Annotated in this window: 13 protein-coding genes; 6 read left to right on the top strand and 7 right to left on the bottom strand. The window is 48.8% G+C overall.

The window, feature by feature from the left end; translation table 11 throughout:
* Positions 1-112 precede the first annotated feature (112 nt).
* The 6 genes from F5I99_RS00765 to F5I99_RS00740 are packed head-to-tail and all read left to right on the top strand — an operon-like array spanning position 113 to position 6,430.
* Entirely contained in the window at positions 113-1,087 is a 975-nt protein-coding gene (locus F5I99_RS00765; protein WP_151053211.1) for a TAXI family TRAP transporter solute-binding subunit, read from the top strand.
* A 17-nt stretch (positions 1,088-1,104) separates the two neighbouring features.
* Positions 1,105-2,982: a TRAP transporter permease gene (locus tag F5I99_RS00760; RefSeq protein ID WP_151053210.1), complete on the top strand. Its 1,878-nt coding sequence runs from the start codon at positions 1,105-1,107 to the stop codon at positions 2,980-2,982.
* Positions 2,979-3,908, top strand: a complete 930-nt coding sequence (locus tag F5I99_RS00755) for a 3-hydroxyacyl-CoA dehydrogenase NAD-binding domain-containing protein (RefSeq protein ID WP_225307493.1) — start codon at positions 2,979-2,981, stop codon at positions 3,906-3,908. Before F5I99_RS00760 ends, F5I99_RS00755 begins: the two co-directional genes overlap by 4 nt.
* Complete coding sequence (locus F5I99_RS00750) at positions 3,905-4,753, top strand: BKACE family enzyme (RefSeq protein ID WP_151053209.1); 849 nt, start codon at positions 3,905-3,907, stop codon at positions 4,751-4,753. The genes F5I99_RS00755 and F5I99_RS00750 overlap by 4 nt, the downstream gene beginning before the upstream one ends.
* On the top strand, positions 4,750-6,123 hold the full coding sequence (locus F5I99_RS00745) for an acyclic terpene utilization AtuA family protein (protein ID WP_151053208.1): 1,374 nt from the start codon (positions 4,750-4,752) through the stop codon (positions 6,121-6,123). The genes F5I99_RS00750 and F5I99_RS00745 overlap by 4 nt, the downstream gene beginning before the upstream one ends.
* Entirely contained in the window at positions 6,116-6,430 is a 315-nt protein-coding gene (locus F5I99_RS00740) for an AtuA-related protein (RefSeq protein ID WP_225307492.1), read from the top strand. The genes F5I99_RS00745 and F5I99_RS00740 overlap by 8 nt, the downstream gene beginning before the upstream one ends.
* A 28-nt stretch (positions 6,431-6,458) precedes the next feature.
* On the opposite strand, the gene F5I99_RS00735 is transcribed toward F5I99_RS00740, so the two are convergent.
* The 7 genes from F5I99_RS00735 to F5I99_RS00705 all read right to left on the bottom strand — a co-directional run bounded on the left by F5I99_RS00735 (position 6,459) and on the right by F5I99_RS00705 (position 18,135).
* Entirely contained in the window at positions 6,459-7,772 is a 1,314-nt protein-coding gene (locus F5I99_RS00735; RefSeq protein WP_151058850.1) for an ATP-binding protein, read from the bottom strand.
* A 249-nt stretch (positions 7,773-8,021) separates the two neighbouring features.
* The gene (locus F5I99_RS00730) at positions 8,022-9,122 is read right to left on the bottom strand and encodes an HNH endonuclease (protein WP_151053206.1); all 1,101 of its coding nucleotides are present in this window, start codon (positions 9,120-9,122) and stop codon (positions 8,022-8,024) included.
* Positions 9,123-9,124: 2 nt separating this feature from the next.
* Positions 9,125-10,966 (bottom strand): restriction system-associated AAA family ATPase, encoded by a 1,842-nt coding sequence (locus F5I99_RS00725; RefSeq protein ID WP_151053205.1) that lies wholly within the window; start codon positions 10,964-10,966, stop codon positions 9,125-9,127.
* Positions 10,963-12,579 (bottom strand): restriction endonuclease subunit S, encoded by a 1,617-nt coding sequence (locus F5I99_RS00720; protein WP_151053204.1) that lies wholly within the window; start codon positions 12,577-12,579, stop codon positions 10,963-10,965. The genes F5I99_RS00725 and F5I99_RS00720 overlap by 4 nt, the downstream gene beginning before the upstream one ends.
* Positions 12,576-14,315 carry a type I restriction-modification system subunit M gene (locus F5I99_RS00715; protein ID WP_151053203.1) on the bottom strand — a complete coding sequence of 580 codons (1,740 nt, stop codon included), beginning with the start codon at positions 14,313-14,315 and terminating at the stop codon, positions 12,576-12,578. Before F5I99_RS00715 ends, F5I99_RS00720 begins: the two co-directional genes overlap by 4 nt.
* A 2-nt stretch (positions 14,316-14,317) precedes the next feature.
* Positions 14,318-15,307: a virulence protein RhuM/Fic/DOC family protein gene (gene rhuM / locus F5I99_RS00710; protein WP_151053202.1), complete on the bottom strand. Its 990-nt coding sequence runs from the start codon at positions 15,305-15,307 to the stop codon at positions 14,318-14,320.
* Positions 15,308-15,321: 14 nt separating this feature from the next.
* Entirely contained in the window at positions 15,322-18,135 is a 2,814-nt protein-coding gene (locus F5I99_RS00705) for a type I restriction endonuclease subunit R (RefSeq protein WP_151053201.1), read from the bottom strand.
* Positions 18,136-18,434 lie beyond the last annotated feature (299 nt).

The following is an 18,434-nucleotide window of genomic DNA, read 5'->3' as shown; positions in this document are numbered from 1 at the left end:
GTTCGTATAATTATATTAGACAAATAATAGCAGCTTCTCTCATTATTAGTAGCGTCAAATGACACATATCTTCTGGAACCAAAAACAAATAACACCTGGGAGAAAAAACACCATGCCCTTACTCAAAAAAACGCTTCTAGCAACCATGATGACTGCAAGCCTGATCGCAGGCACAGTTGCACAGGCTGAAGAACAACTTCTCATTGGCTCCACTTCTACGTCTTCCAGCCAGTACGGCTATTTCGTTGCGGTTGGACAAATTATCAACCAGCACGTTGAAGGCGTGCGAGCGTCTGTAGTTGAAACCGGCGCTACTGTTGATAACCTGCGTCGTATTCTAAGAAATCAGGTCGATATGGGACTGGTAACAACGAATGTTGGTTACCATGCTTACGCTGGCCTAGGTGAATTTGACGGCCGCCCTGTCGATAATCGCTTGCTATGGGTCTACTCTCTGGCACCACAAAACCTGGTTATCCGCCAGGATGCAGGGGTGTCCAGCATGGAAGAGCTAGATGGCGTAAGACTAAATCCAGGTATTACTGGTTCCGCCACCGAGGCAACCACCCTGGCCGTGATGCAGGCACTGGGCCTATCCCCTGAATATGTGCGCGGCTCAACCACGGATGTGGTAGCCGGCGTAAAGGACAACCGCATGGCGGGCTATGTTAAATCTGGCGTAGGCGACAAGCTGGATGGCTCATCCATGGACATTGCTACCTTCACCCCCATACAGGTGCTCTCGTTAAGCGATGCACAAGCCGCCATACTGCGTGAACAGATGCCGGATATTTCCGTTGTTGATATTCCTGAAGGCTCAGCAGAAGGGATACCCGCCTACTCTACCTGGAGCTTCGGCTTAGCCGTGCACGCCAGTCCTGATATGGATGACGAAACGGCTTACCAGATCGTTAAAGCTGTGATGGAACATCCAGAACCGCAAGTTAGCGCACTCGCAAATCTCGCCGATGTTAACATCGCCGAGCTCACCCTAAAGAGCGGCACCGTCCCTTTCCATCCAGGAGCAGCACGCTATTTCGAAGAACAGGGATACACCCTTCCTGAACACTTAGTGCCGACTGAATAAGCAAGGAGCTCGGTGCCATGCGCAATAGACTGCTCATAACAGTCGCCCTAATACTGGGCGGCTTCATCTTCTATACCTCAGCAAACGGGCCATTCGAAAGTTTGGTCCATCGCAGCATATTTCTTGCGCTGGTCATCGTGCTGGGGTTACTTACTTATCCGCTCGGCGTTAACAAGTCATGGCGTCCAGTCGGTGTGGTTATCGACTGCCTAGTAGCATTAGGCGCGGTAACTGCCTGCCTGTTCGTTACCTTCAATGCGGATAAAATTTTAACCACACTCCCCTGGGCAGCACCCTCCGATATGGTAATGACAGCTATTCTAGTCATCGCCATATTGGAAGTAGCCCGACGCGCCATCGGCTGGGTGTTTCCACTGCTTGTCACTCTAGGGATCATCTATGCCCTATTCGGCAATCATCTATCCGGCCCGCTCAGCCATCGCGGTTTTGATGTCAGCTTCGTTACCGAAACGCTGTTCCTGGGCGATTTAGGCATCTGGGGCATGCTGCTTGGCGTCGCCGCCACAACCATTGCGGCCTTCGTACTTTTTGGCAGCCTGCTGCTTCACACAGGAGGGGGGCAAACCTTTATAGATATTTCCATGCGCATCGGTGGACGTAGCCAGGGTGGTGCCGCCAAGATCGCCACCGTAGCATCTAGTTTGTTCGCCATGGTGAGTGGCAGCGCTGTTGCCAACGTGGCCACTACCGGCAATTTCACCATCCCAATGATGAAGCGCCTTAAATACCCGCCCGCCTTTGCTGGTGGTGTAGAGGCCGTGGCATCTACAGGAGGTCAGATTGCACCACCGATACTCGGATCGGCGGCCTTTATCATGGCGGAAATTTTGGGAGTCAGCTACGTTACCATCGCAATGGCCGCTGCGCTTCCGGCTTTACTCTTCTATGTCGCCGTCTTTGTTACTCTGCATTTGGTCGCAGTACGTAATGCATTACCCCTGGTACCCGAAAATGAGCTTCCAGCGTGGCATGAGGTGCTGCAGCTTAAACGCATCACGCCAATTGTTGCGGCATTAGGCGGCCTGTTCGGCGGCGTTCTGAACGGTTACTCAATCCAGTTCGCCGCATTCCTTGGCATAGCGTTACTACTGGTTAGCTTCCTTTTGTTTGCATTCTTAGATCGCATGCCCGCCCGCCAAGTCCTGCGTTCGTTGATTAGCGGCCTGGAGGATGCAGGTAAAGGGATGGTCATTATAGGCGTATTGCTAGCAGGCGCGCAGATACTGGTGGCCATGTTGAACCTGACTGGAATCGGGGTAACCTTGTCAACGCTGGTTGTGAGCATAGCCGGCGAGCAGGTGCTGTTGGTCGCCCTTATCGTTGCTGTAATCTGCCTCATTATGGGTATGGGTATCCCCACCACCGCCGCCTATGTTCTGGTCGCTGCCGTTTTAGCCCCCGCACTTACGCGGATTGGCGTCGAACCTCTTGTTGCCCATCTATTTGTGTTCTATTTTGCCACCATATCGGTAATCACCCCGCCGGTCTGTATTGCCGTTTTCGTGGCGGCAGGCATAGCGCAAGCCAGTTGGATCAAGGTTGCCGGACATGCCATTCGCCTGGGTGCAACGACCTATATTATCCCTTTCCTAATCCTTGCTTATCCAGCACTCATCGGTTTGGGCGATGCTTGGGATATTACTCTGGCCGCCGCACGTGCCATGGCCTTTGTGCTTGCATTTGCCGGGATAATCGGAGGCGCTCGTCTGCTGGGTAACCGCTGGGTTGACAGTGGCTTGTTTGCCGCTGTGGGACTACTGACGTTGGTACCCAACATCCCACTTAGTTTAATCGGGATCAGTAGCCTGATAGGGCTCTATATCTGGGCGTGGAAGCCCGCTAAATCTATTGCATTACAAGGAGTCAAACCATGAGTACACAAGAGGCCAGCATGAAGCGTATTACCATGATTGGATGCGGCACCATCGGTATCAGTTGGGCCGCTTATTTTCTTGCGCATGGCTTACAGGTAACTGCCTTCGATCCTGATGACGCAGCACGAGCTCGCTTTTCAGACTACGTAGCGGATGATATGCGCGCCCTGGGAGCGGATGTCCGCTCACCGGACATTAAAGACAACCTTGAAGATGCCGTACGACAAGCCGATCTGATCGTCGAGAACGCGCCTGAATCCGTCGCACTGAAACAGCAATTACTGGCTGATATTCAACGCGCGGCCATGCCTCACGCACTGATTGTCAGCAGCACCTCTTCTTTAATGCACTCTGATATCGTCAACGCATCGCCTGCACCAGAACGCATCATCATCGCCCACCCTTTCAACCCGCCACACCTAGTGCCGCTGGTCGAACTCTATGGGCCTGATATGCAACTGGTAAATGAACTAGCCGACTTTTACCGCGGCATTGGCAAAAAGCCGGTCATTATGCGTAAAGAGATGATTGGGCATATTGCCAACCGGCTATCTTCAGCACTCTGGCAGGAAGCACTTTATTTGCTACAAGAGGGTGTCGCGAGTGTAGAAGACATCGATCTTGCTGTAACCGCTGGACCCGGGTTGCGCTGGGCGATTCAAGGCCCCTTCTTAACCTATCACCTGGGCGGCGGCAAAGGCGGTATTCGCCATTATCTCGAACATCTGGGCCCCAGCCAGGAATATCGCTGGGCCAGTTTAGGCAAGCCCACCATGAATGCCGAACTCTACGAGCAAGTTATCCAAGGGGTTGAATCAGCCACGCAGGGTAAGCCTTTAACCGACTTGTTTAACGAGCGGGATCAGCAACTGGTCACCCTCCAGCGCGCCATTGCGTCGAAGGAAAATCAGGAGGTGATTGCATGAGCCATTCACCCTGTTTACTGATGGTAGCGCCCAATGGTGCCAGGCGCGTCTATACCGACCACCCTGCCATTCCTCTCACCCCTGAGGAACTCGCACGAGATGCACAACAGTGCGTTAAAGCTGGTGCGTCCATGATGCATTTGCATGTGCGTGAACCGAATGGGCGCCATTTACTTGATGTCACGGCCTACAAAGAAGCTATAAGCGCCATTAATGAGGCCGTGGGCGATCAACTGATATTACAAGTCACCAGCGAAGCCGCTGGACGCTATACCCCCAACGAACAGCGCCGTGTAATTGAAGCCTTGCAGCCGGCGTCAGTTTCTGTCGCTGTAAGAGAGTGGTTTGGCGATAGACATGAAATCGACGCAAGTGGCGAACTTTGCCGGTATCTTGCAGCTAAAAACTGCCATATTCAGTACATCGTCTACTCACCCGAGGACCTGGCCTATTTTAATCTATTAAGACAGCAAGGTTGCCTGCCTCATGGCAGAGCCTTCTTGCTGTTTGTGTTAGGGCGGTATTCCACACCCCCTCTTGCAGATCCAGGCAGTTTAACCGGCTTTCTACATGCACTGGAAAAAGATGACGCATGGGCCGTCTGTGCTTTTGGAACGACCGAAGGTGAGTGCATGTCGATAGCGGCCCAACAAGGTGGGCATGTACGGGTCGGTTTTGAAAATAACCTATGGCGGGCGGATGGCAAGCTCACTAACAGCAATGCTGACATCGTCACCGACACCAGGATCCGCATTGAAGCCGCTGGCCGTAGCGTAATGAATGTACAGCAAACACGCCACTTTCTCGCCCTGACTACAGGGGCTGGACGCGAGGGCGAATTATGACGGTCATTGTAGGTTGTGGTGCTGGCTTCTCCGGTGATCGTACCGATGCGGCCAGACCCTTGGTTGATGCACTGATAGCGTATGATGCACCACGCGCACTGATGTTCGAGACACTCGGTGAGAGAACCCTGGCCGCCGCCCAATTACGCCGAATCAAAAACCCAGATACAGGTGATGAGCCCTTACTGGAGGAATTTTTGTCGCCAGTCCTAAGTGACTGCCTGGCTAACAAGATTACCATCCTGGGTAATTTTGGTGCGGCGAATCCCGATGCGGCCTGCAATCGCATTAAGCGGCTAGCGCAAAACTGTGGCTATCCTCAAGCTTGCTTAGCCACCATACATGGCGATGATGTACGTGAACGGCTTACTGAGCTTGACTGGCTGGCGTGGGAAGGTGAAAACCGCCCCCTAAGTTCACTGCACCAGGTGTTAGCGGCCAATGTTTACCTTGGTGCGGGTTCGTTAATTGAAGCAATGGAAAAAGGGGCTCAGGTAATCATCACTGGTCGTGTAGCAGACCCGGCTTTGGCGCTTGCCCCGCTGTGTTATTACCATGACTGGGCATTAGACGACTGGGACAGATTGGCTGCAGGAGCCTTAGCCGGCCATTTAATTGAGTGTGGTGCTCAAGTAACCGGCGGCTATTTTGCTGACCCTGGCTTTAAAGATGTCCCCGGCATGGCAACGCTGGGCTACCCCTTGGTTGAAGTTGAACGCAATGGTCGATTGGTGGTAACCAAACCAGCGGGTACTGGAGGCTTAGTCACCGAGCAAACAGTTAAAGAGCAACTGCTCTACGAAATTCATGACCCCAGTGCTTATATTACGCCTGATGTCGTCGTTGATCTGTCCCATGTCAGCATCAGGCAACTGGCTAAAGATCGTGTTGAAGTAGTAGGAATACGTGGCAAACCAGCACCTGCACGCCTAAAAACTACTGTCAGTTTCCTAGACGGTTACCAAGGGGAAGCTGAAATATCCTATGCAGGCCCCAATGCTCTCGCTCGAGCCCAGCTAGCACGAGAGACCCTTCGTCAGCGCTTGGCAATGCGCTGCCCCAGCGATTTACGCTCGCGGTTTGACTTAATTGGTCTATCCAGTGTGTTCGATGGTGATACGCAAAACGCCAGTCAATGCATGCACCATCAGCCAACCGATATTCGCTTGCGCTTAGCCGTAGAGCATGCCGATAAAAAAGTCGTTGAACTAGCGACCCAAGAGCTATTAGCACTCTATTGTTGTGGGCCTGCCGGCGGTGGTGGCGTCCGCCGCACCCATTCACAACGGGTAAAAACAGCGTCTTACCTGGTTCCCAAACAACAAGTCATGCCTACCGTCACACTACATGGAGGAACGGCTAGTGAATAATACTCTGCATAATTACGCTCATGCCCGAGCAGGAGATAAAGGCGACCGACTGAGTTTAGGTGTATTCGTATACCAAGATGCGCACTACCCCTGGCTCATTCAACAACTGACTGCGGAGCGTGTCAGCGAGATTTTTAAGCACCGAGGCATCAGCAACGTTACCCGCTACCTGTTACCTAACCTGAAAGGGGTCAATCTGGTGATAGATGATGCCCTTCAGGGGGGCGTTAACAGCGCACTCAACCTCGACGGTCATGGAAAAACTTTATCGTCCTTATTGCTGTCCATGGAAGTAACGCCACCTTAGCCAGCTCTTTGTGACAGGAAAGAGCCGATCACCACCTCAACGGCAAATACTGGGTAAAGTACAAGGGCATCACGATATTAGTTTGCTCAAGCGCCGAAGAGCCTTGTGTGCCAGTTAACTTAAACGTTTTGCTCGGTGCGCACTTTGCAATGTAGGACGTCAGCGATTTAGCCCGCGTGCGTTTACCGCTTTTGACTTCGACCGGGACGATATCACCGGCATCCGTTGTCAGGACAAATTCAATTTCAGCGCGGGCATCATTCCAAGAGTAACTAGGGTCAATGCCGATGGCGGTGAGCTCTTGCTGAACAAAGTTTTCTGCAACATACCCCTTGTACTCGTAGTTTTGCTGTTTGATCTCTTTATAACTACTGCCCAGCATATGATTGAGCAGGCCTACATCAAACAGAAACAGCTTGACCATATTCTCTTTCTTATAGGCCGCCAGAGGCGATTTCGGCTGCCCTTCAATGGGGTAGTTCGCCAAGGCCAAGCGGCAACAGGTTAACCAATGGATAGCGGTTTCAAAATCGCTGTAACGAGATTTACGCTCATGCACGTGTTTAAATTTAAAGCGTCTAACGGACTCATCGCTCACCAGCGATAGTTGTGACGGAATGCTATTGAATACAGATTCAATCAGCGTCGCATCGACCTTACCCGCGTATTTACCAAAATCTCGGCGATAACCTTCAACTAAATCAGCATGAATTTTAGAGACCTTTTCAACACGTTCTAAAATGCTTAATTCTTTATATTGATACCAAGCAGCAACCGCTTCAGGCATGCCACCAGTAAAAAAGTAGTCCGTTAGCTTATCCATTAATTTAGTGTGAACTGCTGCTGTGTTTGCTTGGCTATCAAAGGCTTTGATCAGAGCCTGTTCCCCAGAAGCATAAATAAACTCTTGGAAGGTTAATGGGCGTAAGTTGTATTGTTCAACCTTGCCAACAGGAAAAGTGTTTAACAAACCAATGTTCGAGCCACTGGCCGCCACAAAATAGGACGGTGCTTTTTCAGCAAAATACTTTAATGAGGTAACGGCGCGTTCACATTCGCCAATCTCATCCAAGATCAGCAGATCAGTTTCTGGGTTGAACACCTGGTTGGTAAGCAGCTCAATATTCATCAACAGTTCGTCAGGTGACAGTGAGCCATCGAATGCTTCTTTGTAAGCTGGATTTTCCAGAAAGTCGAGACGCAGGATGTTGGCAAAGGTGCTGCCAAACAACTCTTGCAGTAAGAAGGTCTTACCCGTTTGCCTAGCACCATCGATCAATAAGGGTTTGCGCATGGGTTGAGCTTTCCATGCCATTAAGGCGTTGAGTAAGGTGCGCTGCATCGTCTCTTGTCCTGCCTGTAAGATCGTTAGCTGGTCAATACTATAACTCATTTCGCACTTTTTCGCGCAGAAAAGTGATGAATATCTCATTTTTATGCGCGTAAAAGTGTAAATTATAACTCTAGGTGTATTGGAAGTACGTCAATCGGTCTTGATGGCTGATTACCCTTTGGGCATTTGGGCAAAGCCTTAATTCACCACTTTGGCCGCCTTTCAACTATGCCTACAATGCTGTTATTAATTGGGATATTAAGGTTGCACTGGTGCAAGCACATCAAACAAGCCATTGGTTTGGCAGGCATCGAGAAAGGGTTTCTTTAAGAAATTACACTCCGCGAAAGGCTTTTTTTGAGCTTGCCTTGTTAACGTGCGGATAAATTGGGCCGGTTCGCGGCCGTCTTCTTTCCATTCGTCGAGCACTTGTATTAGCCAGTATTTCCCATCGTTTTCGCCGCATAGCTTGGCTTTGTAGCGTTCTTCAATGCCGTAGACATCTTTCCAAGTTTCAATTTGTTCATTAACAGCCGCGGGGCCGAATTGCAGATTGATATCTGCGGGTGTCAAGTTGGCGACATCTGTCTTATTCAGCTCTACTGTAATGTCAATAGTATGTGGTGCTGTTGAATACGGATAAAAAACGGCTCGACGGTGAACTAAACGTGCCGGGTCTTTAGGTGTATAGGCCGGATCTTTAGTGGTTTTGTAACTGCTGTTGCAGTGATGACAAGCGGGCACCAGATTTTTAAAGTTGATCGAGTTAAACGGATAAATAGCTTTAGGTAAGTAATGGTCGTAAGCTTCGCGCTTGCTGTGATATTCACCCAATAAATCGTTAATGCCGCAAAAGGGGCACTTACCTGCATTATTAGTTTCCATGAAGATTTGGTAATGGTCGTCGATGTCGCCAATTTTTGCGCGAAGCGCGACAAGATCCAGAAGAGACTGCGAATAGAGCCCCTTGAAAAAAATCCCAAGTTGGTCGGAAAGGGCCTTTTGATTGACAGCAATATCAGCGTATCGAACGAGCTCAGTTTTTGGGTTGTTTGCACATATTTTGGGGATATTATTATTCGCTTGATACCAGCGTTTAAACTGCGCGATTTCTTGGCGCGATAGCTTTGCAAAGCTTTCATAAATTGCTTGGACTTGGGTAGAAAACTTGTCCCCTTCTTTCGTGTGATCGTAAGCAAATGAAGTCATCACTTCTTTTAGCCCGGAGTTTTCATCAAACAGGCTTAAATCATATGCTCCGGCCTTCCTTGCTCTACACCACACTTGATAAAAAATATAATTAACATATCTCTGCATCTTTTCCATTTTATGCGGCACGTAGGTGTAGGCAAACAGCATGATTAATTTCCCTCTTCACTGTCGTTTTCTTCGCTGGCATTATCTTCTTTGGCAAGAATGGCTTTAATCAGTAATAGCTTTTCCACCGAATCGCCCAGTTGCTTATGAATTTCATTAATCAGCGTATCGTCATCCTCACCGCCTTGCTCAAAGCGTTCGCGTAACTTATCCAAAATTTCTTGGGCATAAGCGCCAATGGTTTCCCGTTTGCCAAAGGTGTTAATGGTAATTTTATTGATGGATGCACCCAGTGTGTTGTATTCGGGGTGGCGGATGCTGACTTCGCGGGTGGTTTTATCTTTGTTAAATACCAACACTTTTTCCGGCTTGCTATCGGAAATTAAAAACGGTGTATGGGTGGTGATCAGCATTTCTTGGCTTGCCGCGCCGTCTTTCGGGAAACACTGGCGCAACCGGCTGATAAAGTTAGCGCGCCAGTCGGGGTTGAAGTGGGTTTCTGGTTCGTCTAACAAAAACAGGCTGTTGGTATTGCGAAACAGCAGGCACAGGCCGAGGCTGTGGAGTAACTGGTGTTCACCATCCGACAATTCTTTAAGCATTAAAGGCTCGTCACATCCGGTTTTGCTAAAACGCACAAACTTAAAACGCATAATGCGCTGATCCGATGCCAACACCGGAATCGTTTCACTCACATAGTGACTATTGCTTTGGTACAGATCGGCTTTTAATGGTTCGCTTACCGTGTACAAATTCAGCGTTAATAACACCTGAAACGCTTGAAATAACGATAGCGGATCGTTACTGAAATTCTCGCGAAAAGCTTGCTTGGTAGCTTCGTTTACCCAGTAGTCAAGTATCAGGCTATCGCTGGCATCATCTTCGTAGTTCAGGGTGGCGCAGCGCTTAAGGGCGCTGATCATGCGCGACGATTGTTCATCGCCCTTTAACAGGTGCAAAACATTTAAGCGGTAGTGAGTGTTGCCCAGCTCGTCTTCTTCGGCATTGAGTGCCGGATTGTTTTTTACTATCTCTTCGAGGGTTTCTCGTTCGTTTTCATTTTCGCTGGCAAAGGCTGCGAGCTGGTTTGCATCAATAGCAATACTTCGGCGCAAAATAATGCGGAATTCTTTAAGTGCTTCAATGCCAACGTCTTCACTAAACGGCTGTAAGGTTTTGTCATCCTGAAACAATAAATTGCACAGCAGAATAGCCTGACTGAAGCTGTTGTCGAGGCATATCATTCTGGCTTCAGGTTGGTTGCTGTAGATCTCTTGCCGTTTTAGCCTTTGCCAGTATTCATCAAGCTGAATAAAACGCATTTTAAAAAACGGTAGGCTTAAAATTTCGTTTTCGCCAGAGGAGTAGCTGATTATGTATTGCGGCAAAAGTTTCCGCCGCATACTCCTGCCAAAGCTTGTTTTCTGGTCTTTCTCGAACTCTTCCAACTTCCTCCATTCAGCTGGAGAATTTGTCCATATCGACCATTGAGGGTCTTTTTGATTCTCCTTGCAGATTTTTAGGCGGACTTGGATTTCTTCGCTATTTAGTTCAGAAGGTGGCTCAATAATGTATTCAATCTCGAATCCGTCTGGAGTAGCCTTGCTACCTAAAAAACCATTAGGGTTATCTATTGGATCGTGGTCGAAACTATCCGGTCGATTTTCAAGATAGATGCATTCCATATGGTAAAAAATCGCGCCTAACACTTCCAATAAGTTCGATTTACCGCTGCCATTGGGGCCAGCGCATACAAAAGGAGCAAAGCCTTCGTCGCTCGTCAGTTCTTCCTGCAACGACAATTCAGTGCGAAAGTGATGTTCAAACTCACAGGGCAGACTGCGAAAGCCAGCTGGATCGGTGATTTTTAGGCGGAGTAATTTCAAGGCTGAACTCCGGCTCTGAGTTCAATCAGGTTGCCGAGAATAGAATCCCCATTTTCATCATGACCAGTAACATTTTGCGCCTGTTGCAAAAGGCCACTATTGAGTGCGTCAAATACCCAGTTTTTCACGATGTCGTAATCATCCACGCTGAGTTCAAGCTCGGTATCGGGATGCAACTCGGTCATGCGTGTTTGCGCCGCAGCGAGAAAATCGCTGGCAGAAAATGACGTGTTGCCGATTTGCTGGCAATAACTTTTCAACCAATCACTTAACAAGCGCTGGCGCAGTGTGCTGTCGGCAAGGGCGTCTAACAGGTAATCCGTATCTGGCAAGTTGATGGTCAATTGTTCTTCGGCGGGCGTTTCAACTTTTTCAGTGGGTTCGGCAGCTTCGGCAGCTTCGGCAGCTTCGGCAGCTTCGGCATCAGATTGAACATCAGGCAAAGGCACCCGTGATAAATCCAGCTCGCCTTTAAAGGCTTGCTGGCTTAATGCGCCGTAGAGTGATTCAAGATCGCTAAGGCTTTGTTGATAGCCAGATTTAAGCGCTTCGACTTTTTCGACGATGGTGGCGAATTGGTCTTGAAGTTCGCTAGGAGGATAAGGGAATTCAAGTGTGTCGAGTATACCGGTATTCATATGCGTAAAAGCGCCGTCAGGGCCAACTTTGAGCCTACCAACTTTACCTTTGCAATAAGTCATCAGCGCAACGACATGGAGAGGTCTAAGATTATCTCCTAATCTCAACCGAATAAGGTTGGTACTTATAATTGCTTTTCCACCATTCATTTTCGCTACGCACATTTTACCAACGGTGCCTGCGCGGGAAATTATGATGTCTCCATCAATAACGGAATATGAGGAAAGTTCTTTAAATTTCTGCTCTGTTATCCACATTCTAAAAGGAGACAGCATTCGACCCGTAGGGTCAATATTGTCCATATTCCATACTGGGACGCCTGAATCTACATATTCGCCTTTCTTTAAAGCGCTGCCGAAAGGGCCACATTTCGTTCCTTCTTTTGGATTTATATAGAAGTCAGAAAGTTTTCTAACAGGAAAAGTATGTGGATTCTTTATTGGATCACCAAACATCTCCAAAAACACGCTTTTCAGCAGCTCGTCGAGTTGTTGCAGGTGTTGTTTGCGCTGGGCGATCAGCCCTTCCACTTTACCGAGCAGATGGGCAATGCGGATTTGGTCGTTAAACTCGACTTCAGGTAAAGGAATGCCTTCAAGGGCTTTTCGATTGATATGCGGAATAGTTGCACCTGTCGCAGTTTTCCGTAAATAGTCAAATTTCGACTTGAGAAAGAGCCCCAAAAATGGGGTAAATAGTTTTGATTCTGGCTTTATGCGTAGTCGCGCAATGGTGCTGCCAATGAGGCCTCTCTTTCCAAAACCAATAGTTCCAGCGTTAGCACCGTCCCATGCGATAAGTACATCTTCTGGGATTGCTTCTACTCCCTTTCTATCTTCAGTGTATCGAAGCAAATCATCATTGCGGAGGTCATCTATGCCAATCAAACGTTTCGCAGAGCTAGATGGTGATTCAATAACCTCATGTTTTTTACCTTTCGAAATTGAAATTGCTGAGCCTAGGAACTGTGTCATCCCACCATCCCTTTCAATTCCAACAACTCCCGCACTATACCGCTTTGCACTTTCGCCAGCTCCGTATCATCCACCTCACCTACTTCTGCCTGAATAAGCCGATCTAAAATCACCCCCGGCGCATCGTAATGCACTTCTTCAAACACATCTTCTTTATAACGGCTCAGCGACAGGTCATAGTCATTCTTTTCTTCTACTATTTCACTGTATGGCACCATGAACGATTTGGCAGTGCGGTCGATGTCTTTCTCGGCATTACGGGCGTGATATTTTCCGATAATATCTTGTAGGTCGCCCCAACTGTCTTTTCCATCGGTAGTCTTTTGTTTGCTGCGCTTGTCATCCAATGAATAACCATCGGCGGCCATTTCGTAAAACCAAACGTGTTCCGTAGCGGGTTTATCGACCTTGTCTTTTGGCCCCCAAACTTTGGTGAATAGTAAAATTGCGGTACTAACCCCGGCATAGGGTTTAAATACGCCACTGGGCAGGGTTATCACGGCTTTTAAATCGCAACGATCTACTAATATTTTGCGCAAATCCTTAAAGGCTTTACCGGAACCAAACAGCACGCCCTGCGGCACAATCACCCCAGCAGTGCCTCCTTTTTTTAATAGGCGATAAATATTTTCAACAAACAATAATTCGGTTTTGGTGGTAGAAAGTTGCAGGTTCTCGTTGATGTCGCCTTTGTCGATGCTGCCGGTAAAGGGCGGGTTGGCCATGATGATGTCGTATTCGGCTTCTTGGGTGTAACTTTTACTCAGCGTATCTTTATAGTCGATATTGGGCTCATCGATGCCGTGCATCATCAAGTTCATTAAGCCCAAGCGCACCATGGTGCTGTCGATGTCATAACCCCACAGCGAAGCGCTTAAAATGGCCTGGGCTTTTTCGGTCAGGGCAGCGGCCACCGAAGTGCGGATAAAGCCATCTTCATCGGGGGTAAGGTCTTTTGTACCCGCTCCTTTTTTCATTTGAGTTAGTGCTAATTGAGTCACTATGTATTGATAAGCGCCCAGCAAGAAGCCACCGGAGCCACAGGCCGGGTCGGCTATTTTGTGGCCGAGCTGCGGCTGCACTAAATCGGCCAGTAATTTAATAATATGGCGCGGGGTGCGGAACTGGCCGTTTTTACCGGCGGTAGCAATCTCGGAGAGCAGCATTTCATAGACATCGCCTTGAATATCTTGAAAGGCTTGGCCATTTTCCCGCGAGTCGCGCTCCATCACTTCAAAGATTTCATCGATAGTTTTTACTGCTTCCACCATTAGCGACGGCTTAGGAATAATAAATACCGCGTTTTTCATATGGTGGGTAAAGTTGCTTTCGGCCCCGTTTAAGTCTTTTAAAAACGGGAAGACCTTGCTTTGCACATGCTGCAGCATCTCTTCGGCCTGCATGCGTTTGAACTCGCTCCAGCGTAGGGTGCTTTTGTCGATTTCGTACATCTGCGCATCGGCGTGTCTTTTATCGGTTTCTTTCTGGGTGTCGTCTTCTCTGGCTTTGGCGCGGTATTCTGGCGGTATCCATTTGCCTGCAAATTTGGAGGTGTATTTTTCGCCCGTCCACTCGGCATCTGCTTGGCGCTTTAAGTCCAGTTCGTCGAGGCGCTTCATAAACAGCAAGTAGGTGATCTGCTCGATAGCGGTAAGCGGGTTACTGATGCCACCGCTCCAGAACTTGTTCCATAGCTGGTCAATTTTGCTTTTGAGTTCGGGGTTGTTTTGTAACATGCTTAGTTTGCTTCTTTTAATAAAATAAAATGTTCGATTAGGCGAATCATCTGTTCTTTTTGATCCGGTTTGCTTTCAGCCACCAATAGCGCCAAGGCGACTAGGGTGTTGTCGTTTATGAGTTGTTCAACAGGCTTGGCCAGCAAGTGCTGGTTAATGCGCAGGTACCACAAAAACAAGAATGATCCGCTGCGTTTATTACCGTCGGCCAGTGGGTGGTTTTTGATAACCAAGTACAGTAAGTGAGCTGCACGGCTGGCGATGTTAGGGTAAAAAAGCTCATCGCCAAAACCTTGTTCTATGGTAGCAATAGCGGAGGCTAGGCCATCACCGCGCAGTTGACCAAATAATGCAGTGGCTTCGCCTTTGATAATGAGTTCTTGTTTTAATTGGCTTATCGCAACCTGCACATCATCCGGCAGTAATGCCTTCATGCCGGTTTGTCTGTCGGTGCGTTCTATGAGGCTCTGTTCGTCGTAGGCCTGCAACAGGCTCCAACTGCGGGCATAGTCGTGAATCACGGTGACCACCGCCGCACCTTCGGTGTTGATAAGTTGCTGGTTGGTCAGTGTTTGTGTGAGCAGTGTTAGCGCCTGTTCGAATTCGATACCTCGTTCTTGCAGGCGGTGTTGGTTAAGGGTGTAGCCTTCTACCAGGTGCTGTTTGAGGATACGGGTGGCCCATATCCGAAAACGCGTTGCCTGTGCGGAATTGACCCGGTAGCCCACCGAGATAATGGCATCAAGGTTGTAGTGTTTGGTTTTGTATACCTGACCGTGTTCGGCCACATGTTCCAAAATGGAACATGTGCTGTCTTCGTCTAATTCACCACTTTTAAAAATATTGCTTAAGTGCTTAGTAATGGCCGGGCGTTTGGTGCCAAAAAGTTCCGCCATTTGTGCCTGAGTGAGCCATAGGGTGTCCGCGTTTTTTGTCACCTCAACCCTGATTTGGCCATCGCTGGTGGTGTAGAGCAGTATTTGCTGGTTCATGATTCCTCCTTGAATCAACTTGCTAAGCGTTCTGTGAGTTGCAGAATGTCGTTTATTTCCGCTGAGCTAAAAACCCCACGAATACCCTGCGGGTGGATTACCGTAAAGGGCGCATTGATTAAATCTTTTTTCTCGATTTTTTCACGCTCGATAATGAAGTTTTTAAGCAGGTTTAAAAACTCCAGCTGGCGACTGTTGAGCGTGGTATGGGCACGGATAAACTGATCAAAGGCGGCGCTGACTTCATCAGGGAAGCTTTTTAATATTTCGATGCCGAGAATATGGCGAATAAATTGAATAAAACGCGCCTTACGGTTTTTATACACCTGGCGCAGCAGGTTTTCGGTAATGTGCGGGTGCTCCTCGTGCAGTAGCTCAGCTAGCTGCTCAGCCTCATCACTGTTGACCAGCTCACCGTTTTTGATCTTTTGCAGTATGGGGTTATGTTCGGTAAGTTCGGCAATCAAACTCTCTACCATTTCCCGATAACGGGTCACGCTCACGGCTTCGTTTTGCGGGCCAAACTCTACCCATTCTTTTTTGTGCAGTTCATCCATTAAATCGAGGTGGGTTTGTTCCTGCCCGGTGTTTTGTTCGCGGAATTTCATCAGCGGGCCGAGTTTTATCACCATCTCGTCAAAACGGTCTTCGTCGGCCTTGCTCCAAAACTGCGGTGCTTGAGCGGCACGGATCAGTTCTTCTTCCTGCTTCACAAAAGGCACGGATAGCGGCAGCTCGCTGATTTGCTCGACGATACCTTCTTTAAGCGTTTCGGCTTGCTCTTTTTCTTCACGTAATATAGCCAGCGAATATTCCAGCAGATCGCGCTCAAAGCGCATGGATTTGAAGTCGGCCTCAGATACGGTGCGAAACAGCGGCTTGATGTTAGTCCGCAAAAATTCGAGCTTGTCGTCGTTTTTGTTATGAGAGAGCAGGGTGAGCCAGAAGTTGTCGTCACCGAGGCGGGCCAGTTGAGCGGCGGCTTCTTTAATGACTACAGAATTCTGCGGTAAGGCAGCGATTTGCACGCGCAGCTTGGCCACTTCTCGTGCGGCGATATCGCCAAGGCCTGCATCGTTTGCGGCTTCGATTTTATCCAGCCGCAGCCCAACGAGCTTAACCGGTAAGGGCAGCTGGGGTTTGAGCTCTTTACCTTTGGGATTGAGCTTAAAGTATTCAAAGTTATCCCAGCAGTCGAGAATTAAAAACACGTCTTTCTCTAAACACCAAGGCTTGGGTTTGCTGGTTTCGAGTAAACGGGTGCCACGACCCACCATCTGCCAAAACTTGGTGTAGGAATAGACCGGCTTGGCGAATACGAGGTTAACAATTTCGCGTACGTCGATGCCGGTATCAAGCATATCTACGCTGACGGCAATGCGCGGCATGTCGTTATTGGTGAACTGATCAAGCAGACCACCCTTGCCGTAAACACGCGGGTCATCGGATACCAGAACCTTGGCCAGTTCACCATGGTATTGCGGGTAGAGTTTGTCGAAGATTTCTTCTATGCGACGAGCATGGGCTTTGGTGGCGCAAAAAAAGATGGTTTTACCGGGCAGTACACCGTTGGCGTCTTTAATGCCCTCTTCCATAAACTCACGCACGATCAGGGTGTTAGTGCCTTTGTTGATCACCTGCTTTTCCAGCTGTGTGCCTTCGAAGTTGATATCTTCGATTTCTTTACCCTGCAGGATCAGCTTTTTCTGGTCTTCCAGTGAAATGGTGCGCTTGCTGATGCCCTCCATCTGGAATTTGGTTTGAATTTTCATCACCTGAAAATTGCAGAGGTACGGTGGCACGTTGTTGACCGCTTCTTCGTAGGTGTAGGCAAAGGTAGGAATGCCATCTTCGCAGTGAAACAGCTCGAAGGTGTTGTGATCGATAATATCCGTAGGCGTAGCGGTTAAACCTAGGGTGATAGTTTTGAAATAACTGAGTACCTCACCAAAGGTGTTGTAAATGGAGCGGTGGCTTTCATCAACCACGATAAAATCAAAAAAATGTGGCGATAGGTGTTGTGTGTCATCGCGAATAATATTGAGCATGGTTGGGTAGGTAGCCACATACACGCGGCGATCTTTAGCGATTAACTTTTCACCCACGTTGGGCCAGCGCGGTTCGTTGGGCATATGCTCTTTAAAAGCGGCTAATGCCTGCTCACGCAGTGCGATGCGATCCACCAGAAATAAGACTTTTTCGGCATGGCCGGCGCGCATCAGTGCATCAGTCAAGGCGATGCAGGTACGGGTTTTACCGGTTCCTGTCGCCATGACCAGCAAAAAATCGCGTTTTTTCTGCTCGATCCCTTCGAGAACAGAACGAATGGCACGAATCTGGTAGTCACGCCCAGCAATAGAGGTGTTAATGAATTCCTGCGTGAGTGGCTTGCGGTTGCGGCGGATGTAGGCAAAACGGTTTAAGTCATCACGGGTGGGAAAGCCAACCACTTTACGTGGAGGGGCGTTTTCCAGATCCCAGAAATAAAGTTCGTGGCCATTGGTATAAAAGCAGAACGGCAACTCACCACCCAGTTGCTTTTGGATGTTGTAGCAATACTGTTTGGCTTGCTCGCGACCAATGGCTGCATCTTTTGCGGTTTTTTTGGCTTCGACTACCGCCAGAGGCTTGCCATCTTTTCCCAGCAGCACATAGTCACTGAATTGGTGGCCTTCGTACTTGGTGCGCGGCTCGGCTACGCCTTCGGGTAAGGCGGTAACAATGTCGAATTCTTCAACGACATGGGTAGGGTCTTTGATAATCCAGCCCGCCAGAGTGAGTTGTTGGTCGATGAGTTCTGACCGGGTTTGTGCTTCGGTTTTGCTCATACTCCATTGCTCTCTTTGCTGGCTTTCTAGTTCTACATCCACCCCACCCACTCGTACCCATTCATTTACCTCTGAAAGCTAAAACTTCCACAACCGGCCAATTTTGTGTGCAGGCAGGCCTTTTCCCTCACGCTAACAGTTACACGATATCTTTAGCGATGCCTAAATACTTCGCAACGTCGAGGGCGGTGACTCAGGGGTCTATGGTCATGGCACCCAGTTAAAAGACTAGAGTCGCTTATAACCGTTAGCAGTCTACCCAACTAACCCCAAAATAACTATGCCAAATTTAATCGTAC

Source organism: Nitrincola iocasae (assembly GCF_008727795.1).
Classification (GTDB): Bacteria; Pseudomonadota; Gammaproteobacteria; order Pseudomonadales; family Balneatricaceae; genus Nitrincola; species Nitrincola iocasae.
This window is presented reverse-complemented; position numbering and strand designations above follow the sequence as displayed.

Excerpts from the sequence above, each read along its gene's own strand:
- F5I99_RS00760 (WP_151053210.1), top strand. The coding sequence starts at position 1,105 with ATGCGCAATAGACTGCTCATAACAGTCGCCCTAATACTGGGCGGCTTC.
- F5I99_RS00765 (WP_151053211.1), top strand. The coding sequence starts at position 113 with ATGCCCTTACTCAAAAAAACGCTTCTAGCAACCATGATGACTGCAAGC.
- F5I99_RS00715 (WP_151053203.1), bottom strand. The coding sequence starts at position 14,315 with ATGTTACAAAACAACCCCGAACTCAAAAGCAAAATTGACCAGCTATGG.
- F5I99_RS00750 (WP_151053209.1), top strand. The coding sequence starts at position 3,905 with ATGAGCCATTCACCCTGTTTACTGATGGTAGCGCCCAATGGTGCCAGG.
- F5I99_RS00730 (WP_151053206.1), bottom strand. The coding sequence starts at position 9,122 with ATGCTGTTTGCCTACACCTACGTGCCGCATAAAATGGAAAAGATGCAG.
- rhuM (WP_151053202.1), bottom strand. The coding sequence starts at position 15,307 with ATGAACCAGCAAATACTGCTCTACACCACCAGCGATGGCCAAATCAGG.
- F5I99_RS00705 (WP_151053201.1), bottom strand. The coding sequence starts at position 18,135 with ATGAGCAAAACCGAAGCACAAACCCGGTCAGAACTCATCGACCAACAA.
- F5I99_RS00720 (WP_151053204.1), bottom strand. The coding sequence starts at position 12,579 with ATGACACAGTTCCTAGGCTCAGCAATTTCAATTTCGAAAGGTAAAAAA.
- F5I99_RS00755 (WP_225307493.1), top strand. The coding sequence starts at position 2,979 with ATGAGTACACAAGAGGCCAGCATGAAGCGTATTACCATGATTGGATGC.
- F5I99_RS00735 (WP_151058850.1), bottom strand. The coding sequence starts at position 7,772 with ATGCAGCGCACCTTACTCAACGCCTTAATGGCATGGAAAGCTCAACCC.
- F5I99_RS00745 (WP_151053208.1), top strand. The coding sequence starts at position 4,750 with ATGACGGTCATTGTAGGTTGTGGTGCTGGCTTCTCCGGTGATCGTACC.